The organism is Oceanibacterium hippocampi, from assembly GCF_900172325.1.
Lineage (GTDB): Bacteria > Pseudomonadota > Alphaproteobacteria > Sneathiellales > Sneathiellaceae > Oceanibacterium > Oceanibacterium hippocampi.
The window spans coordinates 513,653-530,874 of record NZ_FWFR01000002.1 but is presented as its reverse complement, the minus strand read 5'-3'; the positions used below and the strand labels follow the sequence as shown (position 1 = coordinate 530,874).

General features: G+C 66.6%; 12 protein-coding genes. 5 read left to right on the top strand and 7 right to left on the bottom strand.

Annotated elements, in window-relative coordinates; all coding sequences use genetic code 11:
- Positions 1-106: 106 nt before the first annotated feature.
- Together OCH7691_RS13440 and OCH7691_RS13435 are read left to right on the top strand one after the other, a co-directional pair.
- The gene (locus OCH7691_RS13440) at positions 107-1,570 is read left to right on the top strand and encodes a biotin carboxylase (RefSeq protein WP_085884039.1); all 1,464 of its coding nucleotides are present in this window, start codon (positions 107-109) and stop codon (positions 1,568-1,570) included.
- Between the two features lie 70 nt (positions 1,571-1,640).
- Positions 1,641-2,627 carry a C45 family autoproteolytic acyltransferase/hydrolase gene (locus tag OCH7691_RS13435; RefSeq protein WP_176245051.1) on the top strand — a complete coding sequence of 329 codons (987 nt, stop codon included), beginning with the start codon at positions 1,641-1,643 and terminating at the stop codon, positions 2,625-2,627.
- A 9-nt stretch (positions 2,628-2,636) separates the two neighbouring features.
- Here the strand turns inward: OCH7691_RS13435 and OCH7691_RS13430 are convergent, their stop codons facing one another.
- The 3 genes from OCH7691_RS13430 to OCH7691_RS13420 all read right to left on the bottom strand — a co-directional run bounded on the left by OCH7691_RS13430 (position 2,637) and on the right by OCH7691_RS13420 (position 5,763).
- Positions 2,637-4,013 (bottom strand): TRAP transporter large permease, encoded by a 1,377-nt coding sequence (locus OCH7691_RS13430; protein WP_085884037.1) that lies wholly within the window; start codon positions 4,011-4,013, stop codon positions 2,637-2,639.
- A 3-nt stretch (positions 4,014-4,016) separates the two neighbouring features.
- Positions 4,017-4,640, bottom strand: a complete 624-nt coding sequence (locus OCH7691_RS13425) for a TRAP transporter small permease (RefSeq protein ID WP_085884036.1) — start codon at positions 4,638-4,640, stop codon at positions 4,017-4,019.
- A 118-nt stretch (positions 4,641-4,758) separates the two neighbouring features.
- Positions 4,759-5,763, bottom strand: coding sequence for a TRAP transporter substrate-binding protein (locus OCH7691_RS13420; RefSeq protein ID WP_085884035.1), 1,005 nt, complete (start codon positions 5,761-5,763; stop codon positions 4,759-4,761).
- A 263-nt stretch (positions 5,764-6,026) separates the two neighbouring features.
- On the opposite strand from OCH7691_RS13420, the gene OCH7691_RS13415 reads away from it, so the two are divergent.
- The 3 genes from OCH7691_RS13415 (at position 6,027) to OCH7691_RS13405 (ending at position 12,893) form a co-directional block, all read left to right on the top strand.
- Positions 6,027-9,347 carry a transglutaminase family protein gene (locus tag OCH7691_RS13415; RefSeq protein WP_085884034.1) on the top strand — a complete coding sequence of 1,107 codons (3,321 nt, stop codon included), beginning with the start codon at positions 6,027-6,029 and terminating at the stop codon, positions 9,345-9,347.
- Between the two features lie 88 nt (positions 9,348-9,435).
- Entirely contained in the window at positions 9,436-12,021 is a 2,586-nt protein-coding gene (locus OCH7691_RS13410) for a circularly permuted type 2 ATP-grasp protein (protein ID WP_085884033.1), read from the top strand.
- Positions 12,018-12,893, top strand: a complete 876-nt coding sequence (locus tag OCH7691_RS13405; RefSeq protein WP_085884032.1) for a transglutaminase family protein — start codon at positions 12,018-12,020, stop codon at positions 12,891-12,893. Before OCH7691_RS13410 ends, OCH7691_RS13405 begins: the two co-directional genes overlap by 4 nt.
- 59 nt (positions 12,894-12,952) lie before the next feature.
- Here OCH7691_RS13405 and OCH7691_RS13400 read toward each other — a convergent pair whose 3' ends face one another.
- The 4 genes from OCH7691_RS13400 to OCH7691_RS13385 are packed head-to-tail and all read right to left on the bottom strand — an operon-like array spanning position 12,953 to position 17,167.
- Positions 12,953-14,377: a gamma-aminobutyraldehyde dehydrogenase gene (locus tag OCH7691_RS13400; RefSeq protein WP_085884031.1), complete on the bottom strand. Its 1,425-nt coding sequence runs from the start codon at positions 14,375-14,377 to the stop codon at positions 12,953-12,955.
- Between the two features lie 21 nt (positions 14,378-14,398).
- A complete protein-coding gene (locus tag OCH7691_RS13395) occupies positions 14,399-15,223 on the bottom strand; it encodes an ABC transporter permease (protein WP_085884030.1) in 825 nt (274 codons plus the stop codon).
- Entirely contained in the window at positions 15,213-16,160 is a 948-nt protein-coding gene (locus OCH7691_RS13390; protein ID WP_085884029.1) for an ABC transporter permease, read from the bottom strand. The genes OCH7691_RS13395 and OCH7691_RS13390 overlap by 11 nt, the downstream gene beginning before the upstream one ends.
- Complete coding sequence (locus tag OCH7691_RS13385) at positions 16,157-17,167, bottom strand: ABC transporter ATP-binding protein (RefSeq protein ID WP_085884028.1); 1,011 nt, start codon at positions 17,165-17,167, stop codon at positions 16,157-16,159. Before OCH7691_RS13385 ends, OCH7691_RS13390 begins: the two co-directional genes overlap by 4 nt.
- Positions 17,168-17,222: the final 55 nt, after the last annotated feature.

Below are 17,222 nucleotides of genomic sequence, written 5' to 3'. Positions count from 1 at the left end.
GGTTCGACCCGTTCGTGCCGGTCGGCGCGGACGGAAAAGACCCGTTCGCGTCAGCCGGCGCGGACGAAAAAGAAACGTCAGACAGGAACGTCAGGAGGCATCGTCAATGGCTGCATCGCGCAAGCTGAAAAACATCTCCGAGATCCGGCGTTATTTCCATCGCAACGAGAAGCCGATCTTCTTCATCAGTGCGACCAATTTCAACCTGCTCGGAATCGACGAGTGGGTCCGGAATTTCAAGTATATCAACTATCTGGATTGTTATGACGGCCGCCACCCGAACGTCCTCTGTCCGACCGAGCAGCCGCATGCGGAGTTCCAGTCGATCGAGGAGATCAACAACTACCTGCTACAGCACAAGGAAGTGATCGACGCGATCAAGCGTCGCGGCGGCAAGCCCAAGCTGGTCTTCCTCATGTTCGACGAGGAGACCGAGAAGCTCGCCAAGGAACTCGGCTGCGATGTCTGGTTCCCGAAGGCCAAGCTCCGCAACCGGGTCGACAACAAGATCGAGACGGTCCGGATCGGCAACAAGGCGGGGGTGCCGAGCGTGCCCAACGCGCTCGCCGAGATCGAGAGCTACGAGCAGCTGCAGGAGGTCGCGAAGAAGGCGAAACTCGGCAGCGACCTGGTGCTGCAGTCGGCCTTCGGCGACTCCGGACACACGACCTTCTTCATCAAGTCGGCCGCCGATTTCCGCCGCCATGCCCACGAGATCATCGGCCAGGGCGAGATCAAGGTGATGAAGCGGATCAAGTGCCGCGGCTCGGCGATCGAGGCCTGCACGACCAAGGCCGGCACCATCGTCGGCCCGCTGATGACCGAACTGGTCGGCTTCAAGGAACTGACGCCCTATCGCGGCGGCTGGTGCGGCAACGAGATCTTCGCCAACGCCTTCGCCAAGACGGTCCGGGAGAAGGCGCGCGAATATACCTTCCGCTTCGGCGAGCAGCTTCGCAAGGAAGGCTATCGCGGCTATTTCGAACTGGATTTCCTGATCGACCAGGATTCCAAGGAAATCTACCTGGGCGAGCTCAACCCGCGCATCACCGGCGCCAGCTCGATGACCAATCATGCCGCCTTCGCCCATGCGGACGCGCCGCTGTTCCTGTTCCATCTGCTGGAATTCTCGGGCGTTTCCTTCGACATCGCGATCGACGAACTGAACGAGCGCTGGGCCAACGCGGGCAACATCGATTCCTGGTGCCAGATGGTCATCAAGCATACCGAGGATTCGATCGACATCCTCACCGAGGCTCCGGAATCGGGGATCTGGCGGCTCAGGGACGACGGCGGTATCGAGTATGACCGCTTCGACTATCACCGCCGTGCCGTCGACAGCGAACAGGAGGCCTTCTTCCTGCGCATCCTGAGGCCGGGCGACTACCGCTACGAAGGCGCGGATCTCGGCATCCTGGTGACCCGGGGGCGGGCGATGGACAACCGTTTCCGGTTGACCCAGCGGTCGAAACAGTGGATCAGCTCGATCCGCGCGCAGTTCAAGGGGCGCCCGCTGACGGCGGCCGCGCCGGGCGAACTGGAAGACGGCCACGCGTTCAAGATCCTCTAGGACGGGTGGCAGGCGGGCGCCGGATGCCGATCGGGCCCGGCGCCCATGAGGCTTTGATCGCAGGACGGCCATGAACCTGACCTTTTCCGCGCTTTCCGACGACGCGACGGGGGCGGTCTGGCGTCAGCTCTTCGAGCGCAGCTGGCCGGCCTATCGCCGCTGGTATCTGAGCGAGGGCGAGGAGGCGCGTCCGACCTATCTCGCCTGCCGTCGCGCGCTCGCCACCCACATGCCGGAATTCGTCCCCGTGTGGGAGCGGCTTTGCGGGCTCGCCGGTGGCGGCGACCTGGCGGCGCGTTTCCTCAGTCTCTATCGGCCGCCGCGCTATCTCAGCGGCTGTTCGCAGGCGGTCTGGACCGGCGCCACGCCGCTGCTGGTCCGCAACTACGACTACAGCCCCTTCGCCTTCGACGGGGTGGTGCTGCGCGACGAATGGATGGGGCGTGCGGTGATGGGCACCAGCGACTGCCTGGTCGGCCTGGTCGACGGCGTGAACGACGCCGGGTTGGCGATCTCGCTCACCTTCGGCGGGCGCAGCGCGGTCGGCGACGGCTTCGGCGTGCCGATCATCCTGCGCTACGTCCTGCAGACCTGCACGACGGCGGCCGAGGCGGCCGAGACGCTGACCCGGATCCCGACGCACATGGCCTACAATGTCACCGTGCTCGATGCCGAGCGGCGCTGGGCGACGGTCTATCTGGCGCCGGACCGGGCGCCCCTGGTGACCCGCGCGGCGGTCGCGACCAATCACCAGGAACGGGTCGAACTGGTCCATCATGCGCGCGCCACGGCGACCGTCGAGCGCGAACGCTTCCTGCTGCAGCGGTTGACCCACCACCCGGAATCGCAGGCGAGTTTCATCGCCGCGTTCCAGAAGCCGCCGCTCTACTCGCTCGCCTTCGATCGCGGCTTCGGCACCCTCTATACCGCCGCCTACTGGGCGAAGAGGCGGACGATGGCGCTGTGCTGGCCCGGCCAGCGCTGGGATCTCAAGCTCGCCGACTTCGTTCCCGGCACCCGGACGGTCAGCTATCCGCTGGTTGCCGAGCGGGCCTGACGCCGACCGTCATTGGCTGGTGATGATCTCCGGTCCCATCAGCGCGGTCGGCAGGAACGTCGAGAGCCACGGGATGTAGGTCACCATGATCAGGAAGATGAACAGGATGCCGAGCCACGGCAGCGCCGCGCGCACGACCCCCATCATCGACATGCCGGCGACGCCCGCGGTGACGAACAGGTTGAGCCCGACCGGCGGCGTGATCATGCCGATCTCCATGTTGACCACCATGATGATGCCGAGGTGGATCGGATCGATGCCAAGCTGTATGGCGATCGGGAAGACCAGCGGCGCGACGATGACGATCAGTCCGGACGGCTCCATGAACTGACCGCCGATCAGCAGGATGATGTTCACGATCACCAGGAACATGATCGGCCCGAAGCCGGCGTCGAGCATGGCCCCGGCGATCGCCTGGGGGATCTGCTCGTCGGTCAGCACATGCTTCAGGATCAGCGCGTTGGCGATGATGAACATCAGCATGACGGTGAGCTTGCCGGCCTCGAACAGCGCATGCTTGGTGTCCGGGTGGAACCAGACCGTCAGCAGGGCCGTCGGGTTCCGGAAGAACGAGTGGCGGACCTCGCCTTCGCCCTTCAGTGGACCCATGTCGCGATAGACGAAATTGGCGATCAGGAAGGCGTAGACGGCGGCGACGGCGGCCGCCTCTGTCGGCGTGAAGATGCCGCCGTAGATCCCGCCGAGAATGATGACGATGAGCAGCAGGCCCCAGATCGCGTCCGATGCCGCCGCCACGATCTCCCGCCAGCCGACCCAGTCCTGGGCGGGCAGGTTGCGGATCTTCGCGGTCACGTAGATGCCGATCATCAGCATCAGGCCGGCGACCAGTCCGGGGATCACCCCGGCCAGGAACATCCGCCCGACCGAGACGTCGACCGCCGAGGCATAGACCACCATCACGATCGAAGGCGGGATCAGTATGCCCAGCGTGCCGGCATTGCAGATCACGCCGGCGGCGAAGTCGCGGGTGTAGCCGACCTGCCGCATGCCGGCGATGACGATGCTGCCGATCGCGACGACGGTCGCCGGCGACGAGCCGGACAGTGCCGCGAACAGCATGCAGGCGAAGACGCCGGCGATTGCCAGGCCGCCCTGGAAATGGCCGACACAGGCAATCGCGAAACGGATGATCCGCCGGGCGACGCCGCCGGTCGACATGAAGGTCGAGGCGAGGATGAAGAAGGGGATGGCGAGCAGCGTGTAATGACCGGCGAAGGCGTCGAACAGGGTCTGCGCGACCGAACCGAGCGAGCTGTCGGAGAAGACGAGCAGGAAGATGATCGAGGCCAGGCCGAGGCTGACCGCGATCGGCACGCCGATGACCAGGAAACCGATGACGAGGCTGAACAGGATGACGATCTGCATCGCTCAGGCCTCCCGGCGATTGGTGGCGGCGTCGTGGACCAGCTCTTCGGCCTCGTGGCTCGCGATCAGCCGTTCCCGCTTGCCGGTCGCGATCTGCCAGGCCGCCTGCAGGAAGCGGAAGGTCAGCAGCGTGATGCCGAGCGGCATGGCGAAATACGGGATGAAGCGTGGCAGCTTCTCGTAGGTCTCGCCCTCGTTCACCAGGTCCTCCAGGAAACGCAGGAAGCCCGGCATGGGGATGTCGTTGACCTCGTACCAGATGTTCTTGGTCGCGAAGGGCAGCCAGTATTGCCAGGCGCCGTAGAGCAGCAGGAAGGAGAAGACGAGGCAGCTCGCCACCGCGGCGAAACCGAGCAGCCTGCGCAGCCTTGGCGAGACGATGTTGAGGAGCGCGTCGACGCCGAGATGGGCGGTCGTCTTGACGCAGTAGGAGGCGCCGATAAGGCCCAGCCAGGCGAACAGGAACAGGGTCGTCTCGAGGGCCCAGAGAATGTTGGAATTGAAAACGTAGCGGGCGATCACGTTGGCGAACGTGATGATCGTCATGAGCCCGAGGAGAAGCGCGATCAGGCCCTCCTCGATCCCGTTGATCCATCGCCCTGTCGCCGTCCTCGGAGTGCTGTCCATCTGGCGGTCCTCCCCCCGGAACTGGTCGGGATGAGGGCGGGAGCGGTGGCGGGCGCTCACGCCCGAGCTGGCGTCGAAGACGCGGGCCGGTCAATCCCGGCCCGCGTCCAACGGGGCGTCAGTTCGTCGCGTTGTAGGAGACCGCGGCGTCGATCACGTCCTGGCCGATGCCATCGGCGAACTTGGACCAGACCGGCTTCATCGCCGCGACCCAGGCCTTGCGCTGCTCGGGCGTCAGGGTCCGGACCTTGCTGCCGGCCTTGATGATGAGCTGCTTGTTCTCCTCGTTGACCGCCGTCGATTCGGCGTTCCGCTCGCTCGTCACCTCGGCGAGGATCGTCTCGAGCTGGCCGCGGACGTCATCCGGCAGGCCGTTCCAGAAGTCGGTCGAGGTCACCACCAGATAGTCGATGATGCCATGGTTGGTCTCGGTGGCGCCGTCCTGGACCTCGAAGAACTTCTGGCCGTAGATGTTCGACCAGGTGTTCTCCTGGCCGTCGATGACGCCGGTCTGGAGGGCGCCGTAGACTTCCTTGAAGGCCATCTTCTGCGGGTTCGCGCCGAGCGCCTCGAACTGGGCCTGCAGCACGTCGGACGTCTGGATGCGGAACTTGAGCCCCTTGGCGTCCTCGGGCACCAGCAGCGGCTTCTTGGCCGAAAGCTGTTTCATGCCGTTGTGCCAGAAGGCGAGGCCGAGCAGGCCCTTCCGCTCCATCGAGCGCTTCAGCTTCTGGCCGTCATCGGAGTTCTGGTATCGGTCGACCGCGGCGATGTCGTCGAAGATGAAGGGCAGGTCGAAGATCCGGAACTTCTTGGTGAAGCTCTCGAACTTGGACAGCGACGGGGCCGCCATCTGGACGTCGCCGGCCAGCATCGCCTCGAGAACCTTGTCGTCGTCGTAGAGGCTGGAATTCGGGAAGACCTCGACGCAGACCTTGCCGTTCATCTCCTCGTTCACGCGTTTCTCGAACAGGGACGCGGCAATACCCTTCGGGTGCTTGTCGGTGTTGGTGACGTGGGCGAACTTGATGACCGTTTCGCCTGCATCGCAGGCTGCAAAGGCGGTCCCGGCGCTCAGGGCCAGAATACAGGCCGCGGCCGTCGTCAGAGCGGTGAATCGCATGTACGGAACTCCCTATGGTTCAGACTTTTTCGGGCCGCCTGCGGCGACCGGCTATTTATTTGTCACGACAACGGGGCGTCTGCCGCGCCCGTCGACGATGCTCGCTATGATTGCCATCTTATTGCCTCCGGGTCACGAAATTTGCGCTTCGCGGGGGCCGTAGGTGGCGTGATTCTTCGGTCGAGTTGACATCGCCTCGCTGCTGGGCGCTCATTGTCCGGTCGACAGATTCGCTCAACCGGCCACGGAAGGCGGTTTGCGTCATGGCCCTTCACGTCGCGCTCAACCATCGAACCAGCTATCGCTACGACCGGCTGACCGGCATGGGACCCCAGGTCGTGCGGCTGCGTCCGGCGCCACATTGCCGGACGCCGATCGTGAGCTATGCGCTCAAGATCGAGCCGAAGGGCTATTTCCTGAACTGGCAGCAGGATCCGTTTGGCAATTTCCTGGCGCGCGTGGTCTATCCCGAGAAGATCATGGAATTCCATGTCGAGGTCGACCTCGTCGCGGACATGGTGATCCACAATCCGTTCGACTTCTTTCTCGAGCCGGAGGCCGAACGTTACCCGTTCGCCTACGAGCCGCTGCTGCAGAGCGATCTCGACCCCTACCTGGAAGTGCCGGCGCAGGGACCGCGCCTGAAGGCCTGGCTGCAGGCCTTCGCGGAGCCCGAGGACCAGCCGACGGTCGACTTCCTGGTCGCCGTCAATCGCAAGCTGCAGTCCGACATCGGCTATGTGATCCGCCTCGAGCCCGGGGTCCAGTCGGCCGAGGAAACGCTCGAGAGCGGGCGCGGTTCGTGCCGTGATTCGAGCTGGCTTCTGGTCCAGATCCTGCGCCATTTCGGCCTCGCCGCCCGTTTCGTCTCGGGCTACCTGATCCAGCTCGTGGCGGACGTCAAATCGCTCGACGGGCCGTCCGGCGCCGATCGCGATTTCACCGACCTGCATGCCTGGGTCGAGGTCTACCTTCCCGGCGCCGGCTGGGTCGGGCTCGACCCGACCTCGGGGCTGTTCGCCGGCGAGGGCCATATCCCGCTTGCCTGCACGCCGCACCCGGCGACGGCCGCGCCGATCTCGGGAAACCTCGAATATGCCGAGACCGAGTTCGGCCACGAGATGTCGGTCCGCCGCATCCTCGAGAGCCCGCGTGTCACCAAGCCCTATTCGGAAGAGACCTGGGCCGATATCGATGCCTTCGGCCGGCGTCTCGACAGGGAACTCGCCGACGGCGACGTGCGGCTGACCATGGGCGGCGAACCGACCTTCGTGTCGATCGACTTTCCCGACGCCCCCGAATGGAACATCGCCGCCGTCGGCCCGACGAAGCGGGCCCGCGCCGTCGACCTGATCAAGCGCCTGCGCAAGCGCTTCGCGCCGCACGGCCTGCTCCATTTCGGCCAGGGCAAGTGGTATCCGGGCGAACAACTGCCGCGCTGGGCCTTCTCGCTCTACTGGCGACGTGACAGCCAGCCGCTCTGGAACGAGGAGGCGCTGATCGCCGACGAGGCGCCGAAGGCGGCGATCGGCCCGAAGGAGGCGGAAGCCTTCGCCCGCGGGATCGCGGCCCGCATGGAAGTCGACGAGGGCGCGGTGCTGGCGGCTTACGAGGATCCCTGGCATTTCATCGAGCAGGAGCGGAAGCTGCCGGAGAACCTCGACCCGGCAACCAACAAGCTCGACGACCCGCAGGCCCGCCAGCGGCTCGCCAAGGTCTTCGAGCGCGGCCTTGGCACGCCGACCGGCTATGTCCTGCCGCTGCAGCGCTGGAATGCCCGCGACGGCGGGGGGCGCTGGATGAGCGAGCCGTGGACGACGCGGGCGAAACACCTGTTCCTGATCCCGGGTGATTCGCCGGTCGGTTTTCGCCTGCCGATCGACACGCTGCCGCATGTCGAGCCCGGCGAGTATCCCTATATCCAGCCGGCCGATCCGTTCGAGGAGCGGGCGCCCCTGCCTGAACCCGACCGGCGTCGTCAACCGTTCCTGCGCAGCCGGGGCGGCCAGAGCGCGGCGCCACAGGCGCCGCAGACCCTGGTCGGGCAGGAGTTGCCGGACAGGGAGGGAAAGAAGATCGTCCGCTCGGCCCTCAGCGTCGAGCCGCGCGAGGGCCGCATCTGCGTCTTCATGCCGCCGGTCGAGACGCTGGAGGACTACCTGGAACTCGTCACCGCGCTCGAGGATACGGCTGCCGAACTCGACGTGCCGATCCACCTCGAGGGCTACCTGCCGCCGGACGATCCGCGCGTCAACGTGATCCGGGTGACCCCGGATCCGGGTGTAATCGAGGTGAATGTCCACCCGGCCGGCGACTGGTCCGAGATGAAGGCGATCACCGAGGCGATTTACGAGGATGCCCATCACAGCCGGCTCGGTACCGAGAAGTTCATGCTCGACGGCCGCCATACCGGCACCGGCGGCGGCAACCATGTCGTGCTCGGCGGCCCGACGCCCGCCGACAGCCCGTTCCTGCGCCGCCCGGACCTGCTGGCCAGCCTGGTCTGCTACTGGCAGCATCATCCGGCGCTTTCCTACCTCTTTTCCGGCCTGTTCATCGGGCCGACCAGCCAGGCGCCGCGGGTCGACGAGGCGCGCCACGATTCGCTCTACGAACTCGAGCTCGCCTTCACCCAGGTTCCCGAACCCGGCGCGGGACAGGTCCCGCTGTGGCTGGTCGACCGGATCTTCCGCAACCTCCTGATCGACGTCAGCGGCAATACCCATCGTTCGGAAATCTGCATCGACAAGCTCTATTCGCCGGACGGCCCGACCGGGCGGCTCGGGCTGGTCGAGTTCCGCGCCTTCGAGATGCCGCCCCACGCGCGGATGAGCCTCGCCCAGCAGCTCCTGCTCCGTGCCCTTGTCGCGCGGTTCTGGAAGACACCCTACAGGGGCAAGCCGGTGCGCTGGGGGACGGCCCTGCACGACCGCTTCATGCTGCCGCACTTTGTCCGCGCCGACTTCCAGGACGTGATCGACGACCTCAACCGGGCCGGCTACCCGATGCGCATCGAGTGGTTCGCGCCGCACCTGGAGTTCCGCTTTCCGGTGTACGGCGAGATCCGCCACGACACGATCGGGCTGGAGATCCGCCAGGCGCTCGAACCCTGGCACGTGATGGGCGAGGAAGGCGCGCCGGGCGGCACCGTCCGCTTCGTCGACGCCTCGGTCGAGCGGCTGCAGGTCAAGGTCACCGGCCTCGCCGGCGAGCGTTACGAGGTTGCCTGCAACGGCTGCCGGGTGCCGCTGACGGCGACCGGCGTGCAGGGCGAGTATGTCGGCGGTATCCGCTATCGCGCCTGGAAGCCGTCGTCGAGCTTGCATCCGACGATCGAGGTCGACGCGCCGCTGACCATCGATCTCTACGATCGCTGGTCCGGCAGGGCGGTCGCCGGCTGTGTCTATCACGTCGCCCATCCGGGCGGCCGCAACTACGAGCAGTTCCCGGTCAATGCCTATGAGGCGGAGAGCCGGCGGCTGGCTCGCTTCTTCGCCTTCGGCCATACCACCGGCGCCTCCCCGGCGCCGCGCGATCTCGGCCGGCCGGAATTTCCCCATACCCTGGACCTGCGCTGGTCGTGAGCGGCAACGATTTGTCCATCCGTCCGCCTGTACGATTGCCGGAAGGCATGTGATATTAGCCGCCGTGCCGCGTACAGGACCCTGAAAGATGTCGTCAACAAGAGCGCGTTATTCCGCCGTCGACGGCGCCATCGATCCGTTGCCGGACTATGCGCCGTCCGGCGGCGAGTTCGACGAGGTCATCGCCCCGGATGGCTCGGTTCGGCCGCACTGGCGGGAATTCCTCGACGGCTTCGCGGCGCTGCCCGAGGCCGAGCGGGATCGGGCCCGGGGCATGGCCGCGCGCCTCTTGCGCGAGAACAGCGTCACCTACGTGGCGCAGGGCGACCCGGAACATCGCGACCGTCCCTGGCAGCTCGATCTCTTCCCTCTGCTGATCGAGCCGTCTGAGTGGAAGGCGATCGAGGCGGGCCTGATCCAGCGCGCCGACCTGCTCAACCGTATCCTGGGCGATCTCTACGGGCCGCAGACGCTGCTGAAGGCGGGCAAGCTGCCCCCCTCGCTGGTCTTCGGCAATCCGCAGTTCCTGAATCCCTGCCATGGCATCGCGGTGCCGCAGAATGTCCATCTGCACCTGCTCGCCTTCGATATCGCCCGTGCCCCGGATGGCCGCTGGTGGGTGCTGAGCGACCGGACCCAGGCCCCGTCGGGGGCCGGCTACGCGCTGGAGAACCGGCTTGTCGCCTCGAACAGCCTGCCGGGCCTGTTCGCAGCCAGCAACGTCCAGCGCCTCGCCAGTTTCTTCGCCCGTTTCAGCGAGCATTTCCTCAGCCTGTCGCGCCATGACGATCCGCTCGCCGTGCTGCTCTCGCCGGGACCGGGACGGACGACCTATTTCGAACATGCCTATCTCGCCCGCTATCTCGGTTACAGCGTGGTCGAGGGCTCGGATCTCACGGTTCGCGACGACCGCCTATTCCTGAAGACCATCGACGGGCTGAAGCCGGTCGACCTCGTCATGCGGCGCGTCGAATCGGAATACTGCGACCCGCTGGAACTGCGCACCGATTCGCTTCTCGGCGTGCCGGGACTGGTCCAGGCGGCGCGCACGGGGCAGGTCGTCGTGGCCAACGCGCTTGGCAGCGGCCTTGTCGAAAGCGATGCCTTTCTGAGTTTCCTGCCGGGGCTTTGCCGCCATCTGTTGGACGAGGAACTGAAGATGCCGGGGGTGGCGAGCTGGTGGTGCGGCCAGCCGCAGGAGCGCGCCTACGTGCTCGACAACCTCGACCGCCTGATCGTCCGCAACGTGACGATGCCGAAGACCATTCTCGGACCCGGCCAGGACCGCTTCATCGGCGCCGAGCTGAGCGCGGCGGAGCGCGAGGCGCTGCGCGGCCGGATCGGCCGGGAAGGGCACAAGTTCATCGGCCAGGAGCCGGTCGCGCTGTCGACTACGCCGGTCTGGCTCGACGGCCAGGGTCTGCGACCGGCGCACATGACGCTGCGGGTCTATGTCGCGGCCACGGCGGATGGCTACAAGGTGATGCCCGGCGGGCTCACCCGGGTCTCGGAAGCCTCGATCAGCCAGGCACCGCTGCTCGAACAGAGCAACATCAGCAAGGACAGCTGGGTGCTCAGCGACGAGCCGGTCGATACTTTCAGCCTGCTGACGGCGCCGCACAATGCCCTTCGCCTGCGCCGTGGCAGCCGCGATCTGCCAAGCCGCACCGCCGACAACCTGTTCTGGCTCGGCCGCTATGCCGAGCGCTGCGAGGGCACGGTCCGCCTGCTGCGGAGCCTGCTGACCCGACTGCACGGCGAATCCGACCTCGCGGCCCATCCGGTGGCCCTCGATCGCCTGGTCAAGCTGCTCGTCGCGCAGGAACATCTGAGCCAGCGGCGTGCCCGCCAGGCGGTCGCCGGCGGCATGGGCGCGGTCGAGGCGGCCTTGGGCCGGGTGCTCTTCGGGCGCGACACGCCGGACGGGCTGGTGTCGATCCTCGGGAATGTCCGGCGCACCGCTAACCTGGTGCGCGAGCGTTTGTCGGAGGATACCTGGCAGATCCTCATGGAACTGGTAGAGACGGTCGAGGTGAGCGGTCCCGGCGACAGCCTCAACGTCGACGAGGCGTTGCAGCTTCTCGACCGCATGATCCGCAACCAGGCGGCGCTGAACGGCATGATCATGGAGAACATGACGCGCGCCTATTCGTGGCGTTTCCTCGACCTCGGGCGTCGACTCGAAAGGATCCGCCACATGGTCCGGCTGATCCGCAATCTTGCCGGGCGCGGCGATCCCGAGGCGACCGGTTCGCTCGGCCTGCTGCTCGAACTGGCCGACAGCACGATGACCTACAGGACGCGTTACAAGGCCGTGCCCCGGCTGGTCGCGGCGCTCGATCTGCTGATGGCGGACGAGACCAATCCGCGCTCGGTTCTGTTTCAGCTGAATGCCTTCGAAACCCACATGTCGGAACTGCCGAGCGACAGTTCGGAGGCGATCATCAGCCCGATCCAGCGGATCGCGACCGAACTCCACGCGACGCTCCGCCTGGCCGACATGGAAGCGCTCGCCGGGCAGAGCCGCCGCGACAAGCGGGAAAAGCTGGAGCGCCTGACCCACAAGCTCGAAGAGGGCGTGAAGGAACTGGCAGACCTGATCGCACGAACCTATTTCAGCCACTCGATGCCGCAGCATGTCTCCGGGCCGCAATGGGTCGAGATGCCGTCATGATCTACGACGTCAATCACCGGACGCGCTTCGAGTATGCCCAGGCGGTCTCGATATCGCACCATGTGCTGCATCTGTCGCCGCGCACCGCGCCACGCCAGAAATGCCTCTCCGCTGCCATCGTCGTCGATCCGGCGCCGACCGTGCGCAAGGACGGGCGGGACTTCTACGGCAACCCGATCACCCACCTGACGGTGCAGGAACCGCACGCGAAGCTGCTCGTCCATTCCCGTGCCCGTGTCGACGTCACCGGTCCCGGGCCGATCGACCTGGAGGCGAGCCGGCCGTGGGAAGAAGTGGCCGGGCTGCTGCTCGGCCCGACCGATGCCGAGGCGCTCGAGGCCTGCCGCTTCGCCTTTGCCTCGCCCTATGTCGGGATCGACGATGCGGTGCATGATTTCGCCGTGGCGAGCTTCACGCCCGGACGGCCGCTTCTCGCCGCAGCGATGGAGATGACGAACCGGATCTACAACGGCTTTGAATATCGCGGCGGGGTCACCGATGTCTCGACGCCGGTGGCGCAGGTGCTGTCGTCGCGAACCGGCGTCTGCCAGGATTTCGCCCATCTTCAGGTCGCCTGCCTGCGCAGTCTCGGCCTTGCCGCCCGCTATGTCAGCGGCTACCTGCTCACCCATCCGGCGGCCGGCCAGGAAAAGCTGGTCGGGGCCGACGAATCCCACGCCTGGATTTCCGTCTGGTGTCCGGTCAACGGCTGGGTCGATTTCGACCCGACCAACAACTGCATTCCCGGCGACGAGCATATCGTGCTGGCCTGGGGCCGGGATTACGGCGATGTCAGCCCGATCAACGGCTTCATGGTCGGCGGCGGCTCGCATGCCATCTCGGTCTCGGTCGACGTCGCCCCGCAGGCGTAGCATCGTTGAGCGCGCGAGCGGCGGACGGCCGGTGCCGCCCGCCGGATCGCTGGTTCGCTCTAGTGCTTCACCATCACGTGGCGGACGGCGGTGTAATCCTCCAGCGCGTAGAGTGACATGTCCTTGCCGTAGCCGGACTGCTTCAGCCCGCCATGGGGCATCTCGTTGGTCAGCATGAAATGGGTGTTGATCCAGGTGCAGCCGTACTTGAGCCGGGCAGCGGTCGCCATGGCGCGCGAGACGTCCTTCGTCCAGACCGAGGAGGCGAGGCCGTAGTCTGAATCGTTCGCCCAGGCGACCGCCTCGTCGACATCGGAGAAGCGGGTGACCGAGACCACCGGGCCGAAAACCTCGCGGCGAACGATCTCGTCGTTCTGCAGGGCGCCGGCGACCACCGTCGGCCGGTAGAAGAAGCCCTTGCCGTCCGGGGCGCCGCCGCCGGTGGTAATCTCGATATGCTTGAGCTCCGAGGCCCGTTCGACGAAGCTCGCGACCCGGTCGCGCTGGCGGCCGGAGATCAGCGGGCCGATCTCGTTCTGCGTGTCGTCCGCCTCGCCGAAGCGGATGGTCGAGACCGCCGACGAGAGGTCGGCGACCAGCTTCTCGTAGACCCCGGCCCCGGCATAGATCCGGCAGGCGGCGGTGCAGTCCTGGCCGGCGTTGTAATAGCCGAAGGCCCGGAGACCGTCGACCACCTCGGCGATGTCGGCGTCGTCGAAGACGATGACCGGGGCCTTGCCGCCGAGCTCCAGATGGGTGCGCTTCACCGTCTTGGCGGCGGCCTGCAGGACCTTCTTGCCGGTCGCGACGTCGCCGGTGATCGAGATCATGTCGACCTTCGGATGATTGATCAGCGCGTTGCCGACGCTCTCGCCCCGGCCGAGCACGACGTTGACGACGCCCTCGGGCAGCACGTCGGCAAGGATCCGGGCGAGCTTGAGCGCCGTCAGCGGGGTCTGCTCGGACGGCTTGAAGACCACGGTGTTGCCGCCGGCGATCGCGGGTGCGAGCTTCCAGGCCATCATCATCAGCGGGTAGTTCCAGGGCGCGATCGAGGCGACGACGCCGATCGGGTCGCGCCGAACCATCGAGGTGAAGCCGCTCAGGTACTCGCCCGCCGCGTTTCCCGGCATGCAGCGCACGGCGCCGGCGAAGAAGCGATAGCAGTCGACGATCGCCGGGATCTCGTCTTCCCGGACCGCGTTGATCGGCTTGCCGCAATTGAGCGCCTCAAGCGCCGCGAAACCGTCGGCCTCGGCCTCGATCCGCTCGGCGATCTTCAGAAGATAGCCGGAACGCTCGGCCGGGGTCGTGCGCGACCAGGTGGTGAAGGCGGCCGTGGCGGCGCCGACCGCGGCCTCGATCTGGGCCGGCGAGGCTTCCGGAAGATCGAGGATGGTCGCCTCGTTCTTCGGATTGAGAACACGCTCCGCCGTCTCCGTGCCGGCCTCGAAGCGGGAGCCTATGAGCATCTCGGTATCCATGGGTGGTCTCCCTCGGTTGAACTATTTTCCCTGTCCCTGGACCTGGTCACCGTCGCGGGTGAGGTAGTAGGCGGCAAGGATGGGAAGGAATGTGACGGCGACGACCAGCATCGCGACGACGTTGGTGACCGGGCGCTGGCGCGGACGGACCAGTTCCTCGAGCATCCAGATCGGAAGGGTCGCCTGCTGGCCGGCGGTGAAGGTGGTGACGATGACCTCGTCGAAGGACAGCGCGAAGGCGAGCATGCCGCCGGCAAGCAGCGCCGTGCCGATATTCGGCAGGATCACGTGGGCGAAGGTCTGGAAACCGTTCGCGCCGAGATCCATCGAGGCCTCGATCAGCGAGCCGCTGGTGCGGCGGAAGCGGGCGACCGCGTTGTTGTAGACGATGACGACGCAGAAGGTCGCGTGGCCGAGCACGATGGTCCAGAACGAGAAGGGTATCTCGGCCAGGCTGAAGGCGGAGCGGAGCGCGATGCCGGTGATGATGCCGGGCAGGGCGATCGGCAGGATGACGAGCAGCGAGATCGCCTCGCGCCCGAAGAAGCGGGTCCGCGAGACCGCGGCGGCGCAGAGCGTGCCGAGAACGAGCGCCACCGCCGTCGCCGTCGCCGCCGTGCGCACCGAGAGCCAGAGCGCGTCGCGCACGTCCGGCCGTTCCCAGGCGATCGCGAACCATTTCACCGTCAGGTCCGGCGGCGGCCACTGGTAGCTCTTTTCCTCGGTCGTGAAGGCATAGACGAAGATGATCAGGATTGGCAGGTGCAGGAACAGGAGGCCGGCGCCGGCGGCGAGCTTCAGCATCAGCGGCGAGCGCCCCGAACGTCCCGTGCGGTCAGAGCGCATCGAAGGCTCCCTGCCGCTTGGCGACCCACAGGTAGAATCCCATGATGACGATCGGCACCACGGTGAAGGCGGCGGCGAGCGGAATGTTGCCGGCGGTGCCCTGGTGGGCATAGACCGCCTGGCCGATGAACAGCCGGGACGAGCCGACGATCTGCGGAATGATGTAGTCGCCGAGCGTCAGCGAGAAGGTGAAGATCGAGCCGGCGATGATGCCGGGCAGGGCCAGCGGAAAGACGACATGGCGGAAGGTCTGGCCGGTGCCGGCGCCGAGATCGGCCGAGGCCTCGATCAGGTTGCCCGGCACCCGCTCCAGCGCCGCCTGCATCGGCAGGATCATGAACGGCAGCCAGACATAGACGAAGACCAGGAAGGTGCCGATATAGCTGACCGAGAGCGAGTTGCCGCCGATCACCGGGATCGCCAGCAGCGCCTCCAGCGCCCAGGTCAGATGCAGCTTGGCGAACAGCCAGTTGAGGATGCCCTCCTTGGCGAGGATCAACTTCCAGGCGTAGACCTTCACCAGGTAGCTCGACCAGAGCGGCAGCATCACCGCCAGGTAGAAGGCGGCCTTCCAGCGACCCCGCGCGTAACGCGCCGCGTAATAGGCAATCGGCAGGGCGATCACGCCCGCCGCCAGCGTCACCACGGCGGCCATCGAGACGGTGCGGACGATGATGTCGAAATTCGACGGGCGCAGCAGTTCGGCATAGGTCTTCAGGGTGAATTCGTGACGGATCAGGCCGGAGAATTCATCGATCGAGAAGAAACTCTGCAGCAGCAGCGCGAACAGCGAGCCGACATAGATGATGCCGAGCCAGAGCAGCGGTGGCGTCAGCATGAGCAGCAGGAACAGCCCGGGCCGGCGCCAGAGGAAATCGGAGAGACGTCCGAGCGTGCCGTCGCGCGGCGGCCGGATCGCCTCCGCCGCGGCGCTCACGCGTGGTCCTCCATCGCATGCAGGTCGTCCGGCTGCCAGGTGAGCCAGACCCGGTCGCCGGGCCGAAGCAGGCCGGCGCTGGCCGGGACCAGGACGTTGAGCCGGGTCATCTCGGCCTCGGCGACGATGCGGGTGGTCGCGCCGTGATAGTAGGTCGCGAGCACGGTCGCCGCGAGTGAGCCGGGGCCGCTTCCTTCCGGCGCCGCCGTTGCGATGACGATCGCCTCGGGCCGCAGGCTCGACCAGCGCCGGCCGCCGCCGTGGCGTTCCGTGAATTCCGGCGGCAGCACGTTGGAGGAGCCGACGAAGTCGGCAACGAAGCGGGTCCGCGGTCGCCGGTAGATCTCCGCCGGCGCGCCGACCTGGACGATCCGGCCCTCGTTGAAGACGGCGACCCGGTCGGCCATCGACAGCGCCTCGCCCTGGTCGTGGGTGACGAAGACGAAGGTGATGCCGAGGGCCTGCTGCAGGGCCTTCAGTTCTTCCTGCATCTGCTCGCGGAGCTTGAGGTCGAGAGCGCCAAGCGGTTCGTCGAGCAGCAGCACCCTGGGCTTGTTGACGATCGCCCGGGCGAGCGCCACGCGCTGGCGCTGGCCGCCGGAAAGCTGGGCCGGGCGCCGCCCGCCATAGTCGGGCAGCTTGACGAGGGCGAGCGCCTCGGCCGCCTCGCGCCGCCGCGCCGCCTTGTCGATGCCGCGCATGCGGAGCCCGTAGGCGACATTGTCCAGCACGCTGAGGTGGGGAAACAGCGCGTAATCCTGGAACACGGTGTTGACGTTCCGGCGATAGGGCGGAATGCCCTCGGCGGTTTCGCCGAAGATCTCGATATGCCCGGTGTCCGGCTGCTCGAAGCCGGCGATCAGCCGCAGGCAGGTCGTCTTGCCGGAACCGGACGGGCCCAGCATGGCGAAGAATTCACCTGCCGCGACCTCAAGGTCGACGCCGTCGACGGCGCGGATGCGGCCGAAATGGCGGGAGACATTCTGGAACAGGACGGCGGCGGTCATGGCGTGTCCGATCCGGCCGCCCGCCCGGTTGAACGGGCAGGCGGCACAGGTGTCA

Coding starts and splice junctions, on each gene's coding strand:
- OCH7691_RS13440 (WP_085884039.1), top strand. CDS start 107: ATGGCTGCATCGCGCAAGCTGAAAAACATCTCCGAGATCCGGCGTTAT.
- OCH7691_RS13435 (WP_176245051.1), top strand. CDS start 1,641: ATGAACCTGACCTTTTCCGCGCTTTCCGACGACGCGACGGGGGCGGTC.
- OCH7691_RS13430 (WP_085884037.1), bottom strand. CDS start 4,013: ATGCAGATCGTCATCCTGTTCAGCCTCGTCATCGGTTTCCTGGTCATC.
- OCH7691_RS13425 (WP_085884036.1), bottom strand. CDS start 4,640: ATGGACAGCACTCCGAGGACGGCGACAGGGCGATGGATCAACGGGATC.
- OCH7691_RS13420 (WP_085884035.1), bottom strand. CDS start 5,763: ATGCGATTCACCGCTCTGACGACGGCCGCGGCCTGTATTCTGGCCCTG.
- OCH7691_RS13415 (WP_085884034.1), top strand. CDS start 6,027: ATGGCCCTTCACGTCGCGCTCAACCATCGAACCAGCTATCGCTACGAC.
- OCH7691_RS13410 (WP_085884033.1), top strand. CDS start 9,436: ATGTCGTCAACAAGAGCGCGTTATTCCGCCGTCGACGGCGCCATCGAT.
- OCH7691_RS13405 (WP_085884032.1), top strand. CDS start 12,018: ATGATCTACGACGTCAATCACCGGACGCGCTTCGAGTATGCCCAGGCG.
- OCH7691_RS13400 (WP_085884031.1), bottom strand. CDS start 14,377: ATGGATACCGAGATGCTCATAGGCTCCCGCTTCGAGGCCGGCACGGAG.
- OCH7691_RS13395 (WP_085884030.1), bottom strand. CDS start 15,223: ATGCGCTCTGACCGCACGGGACGTTCGGGGCGCTCGCCGCTGATGCTG.
- OCH7691_RS13385 (WP_085884028.1), bottom strand. CDS start 17,167: ATGACCGCCGCCGTCCTGTTCCAGAATGTCTCCCGCCATTTCGGCCGC.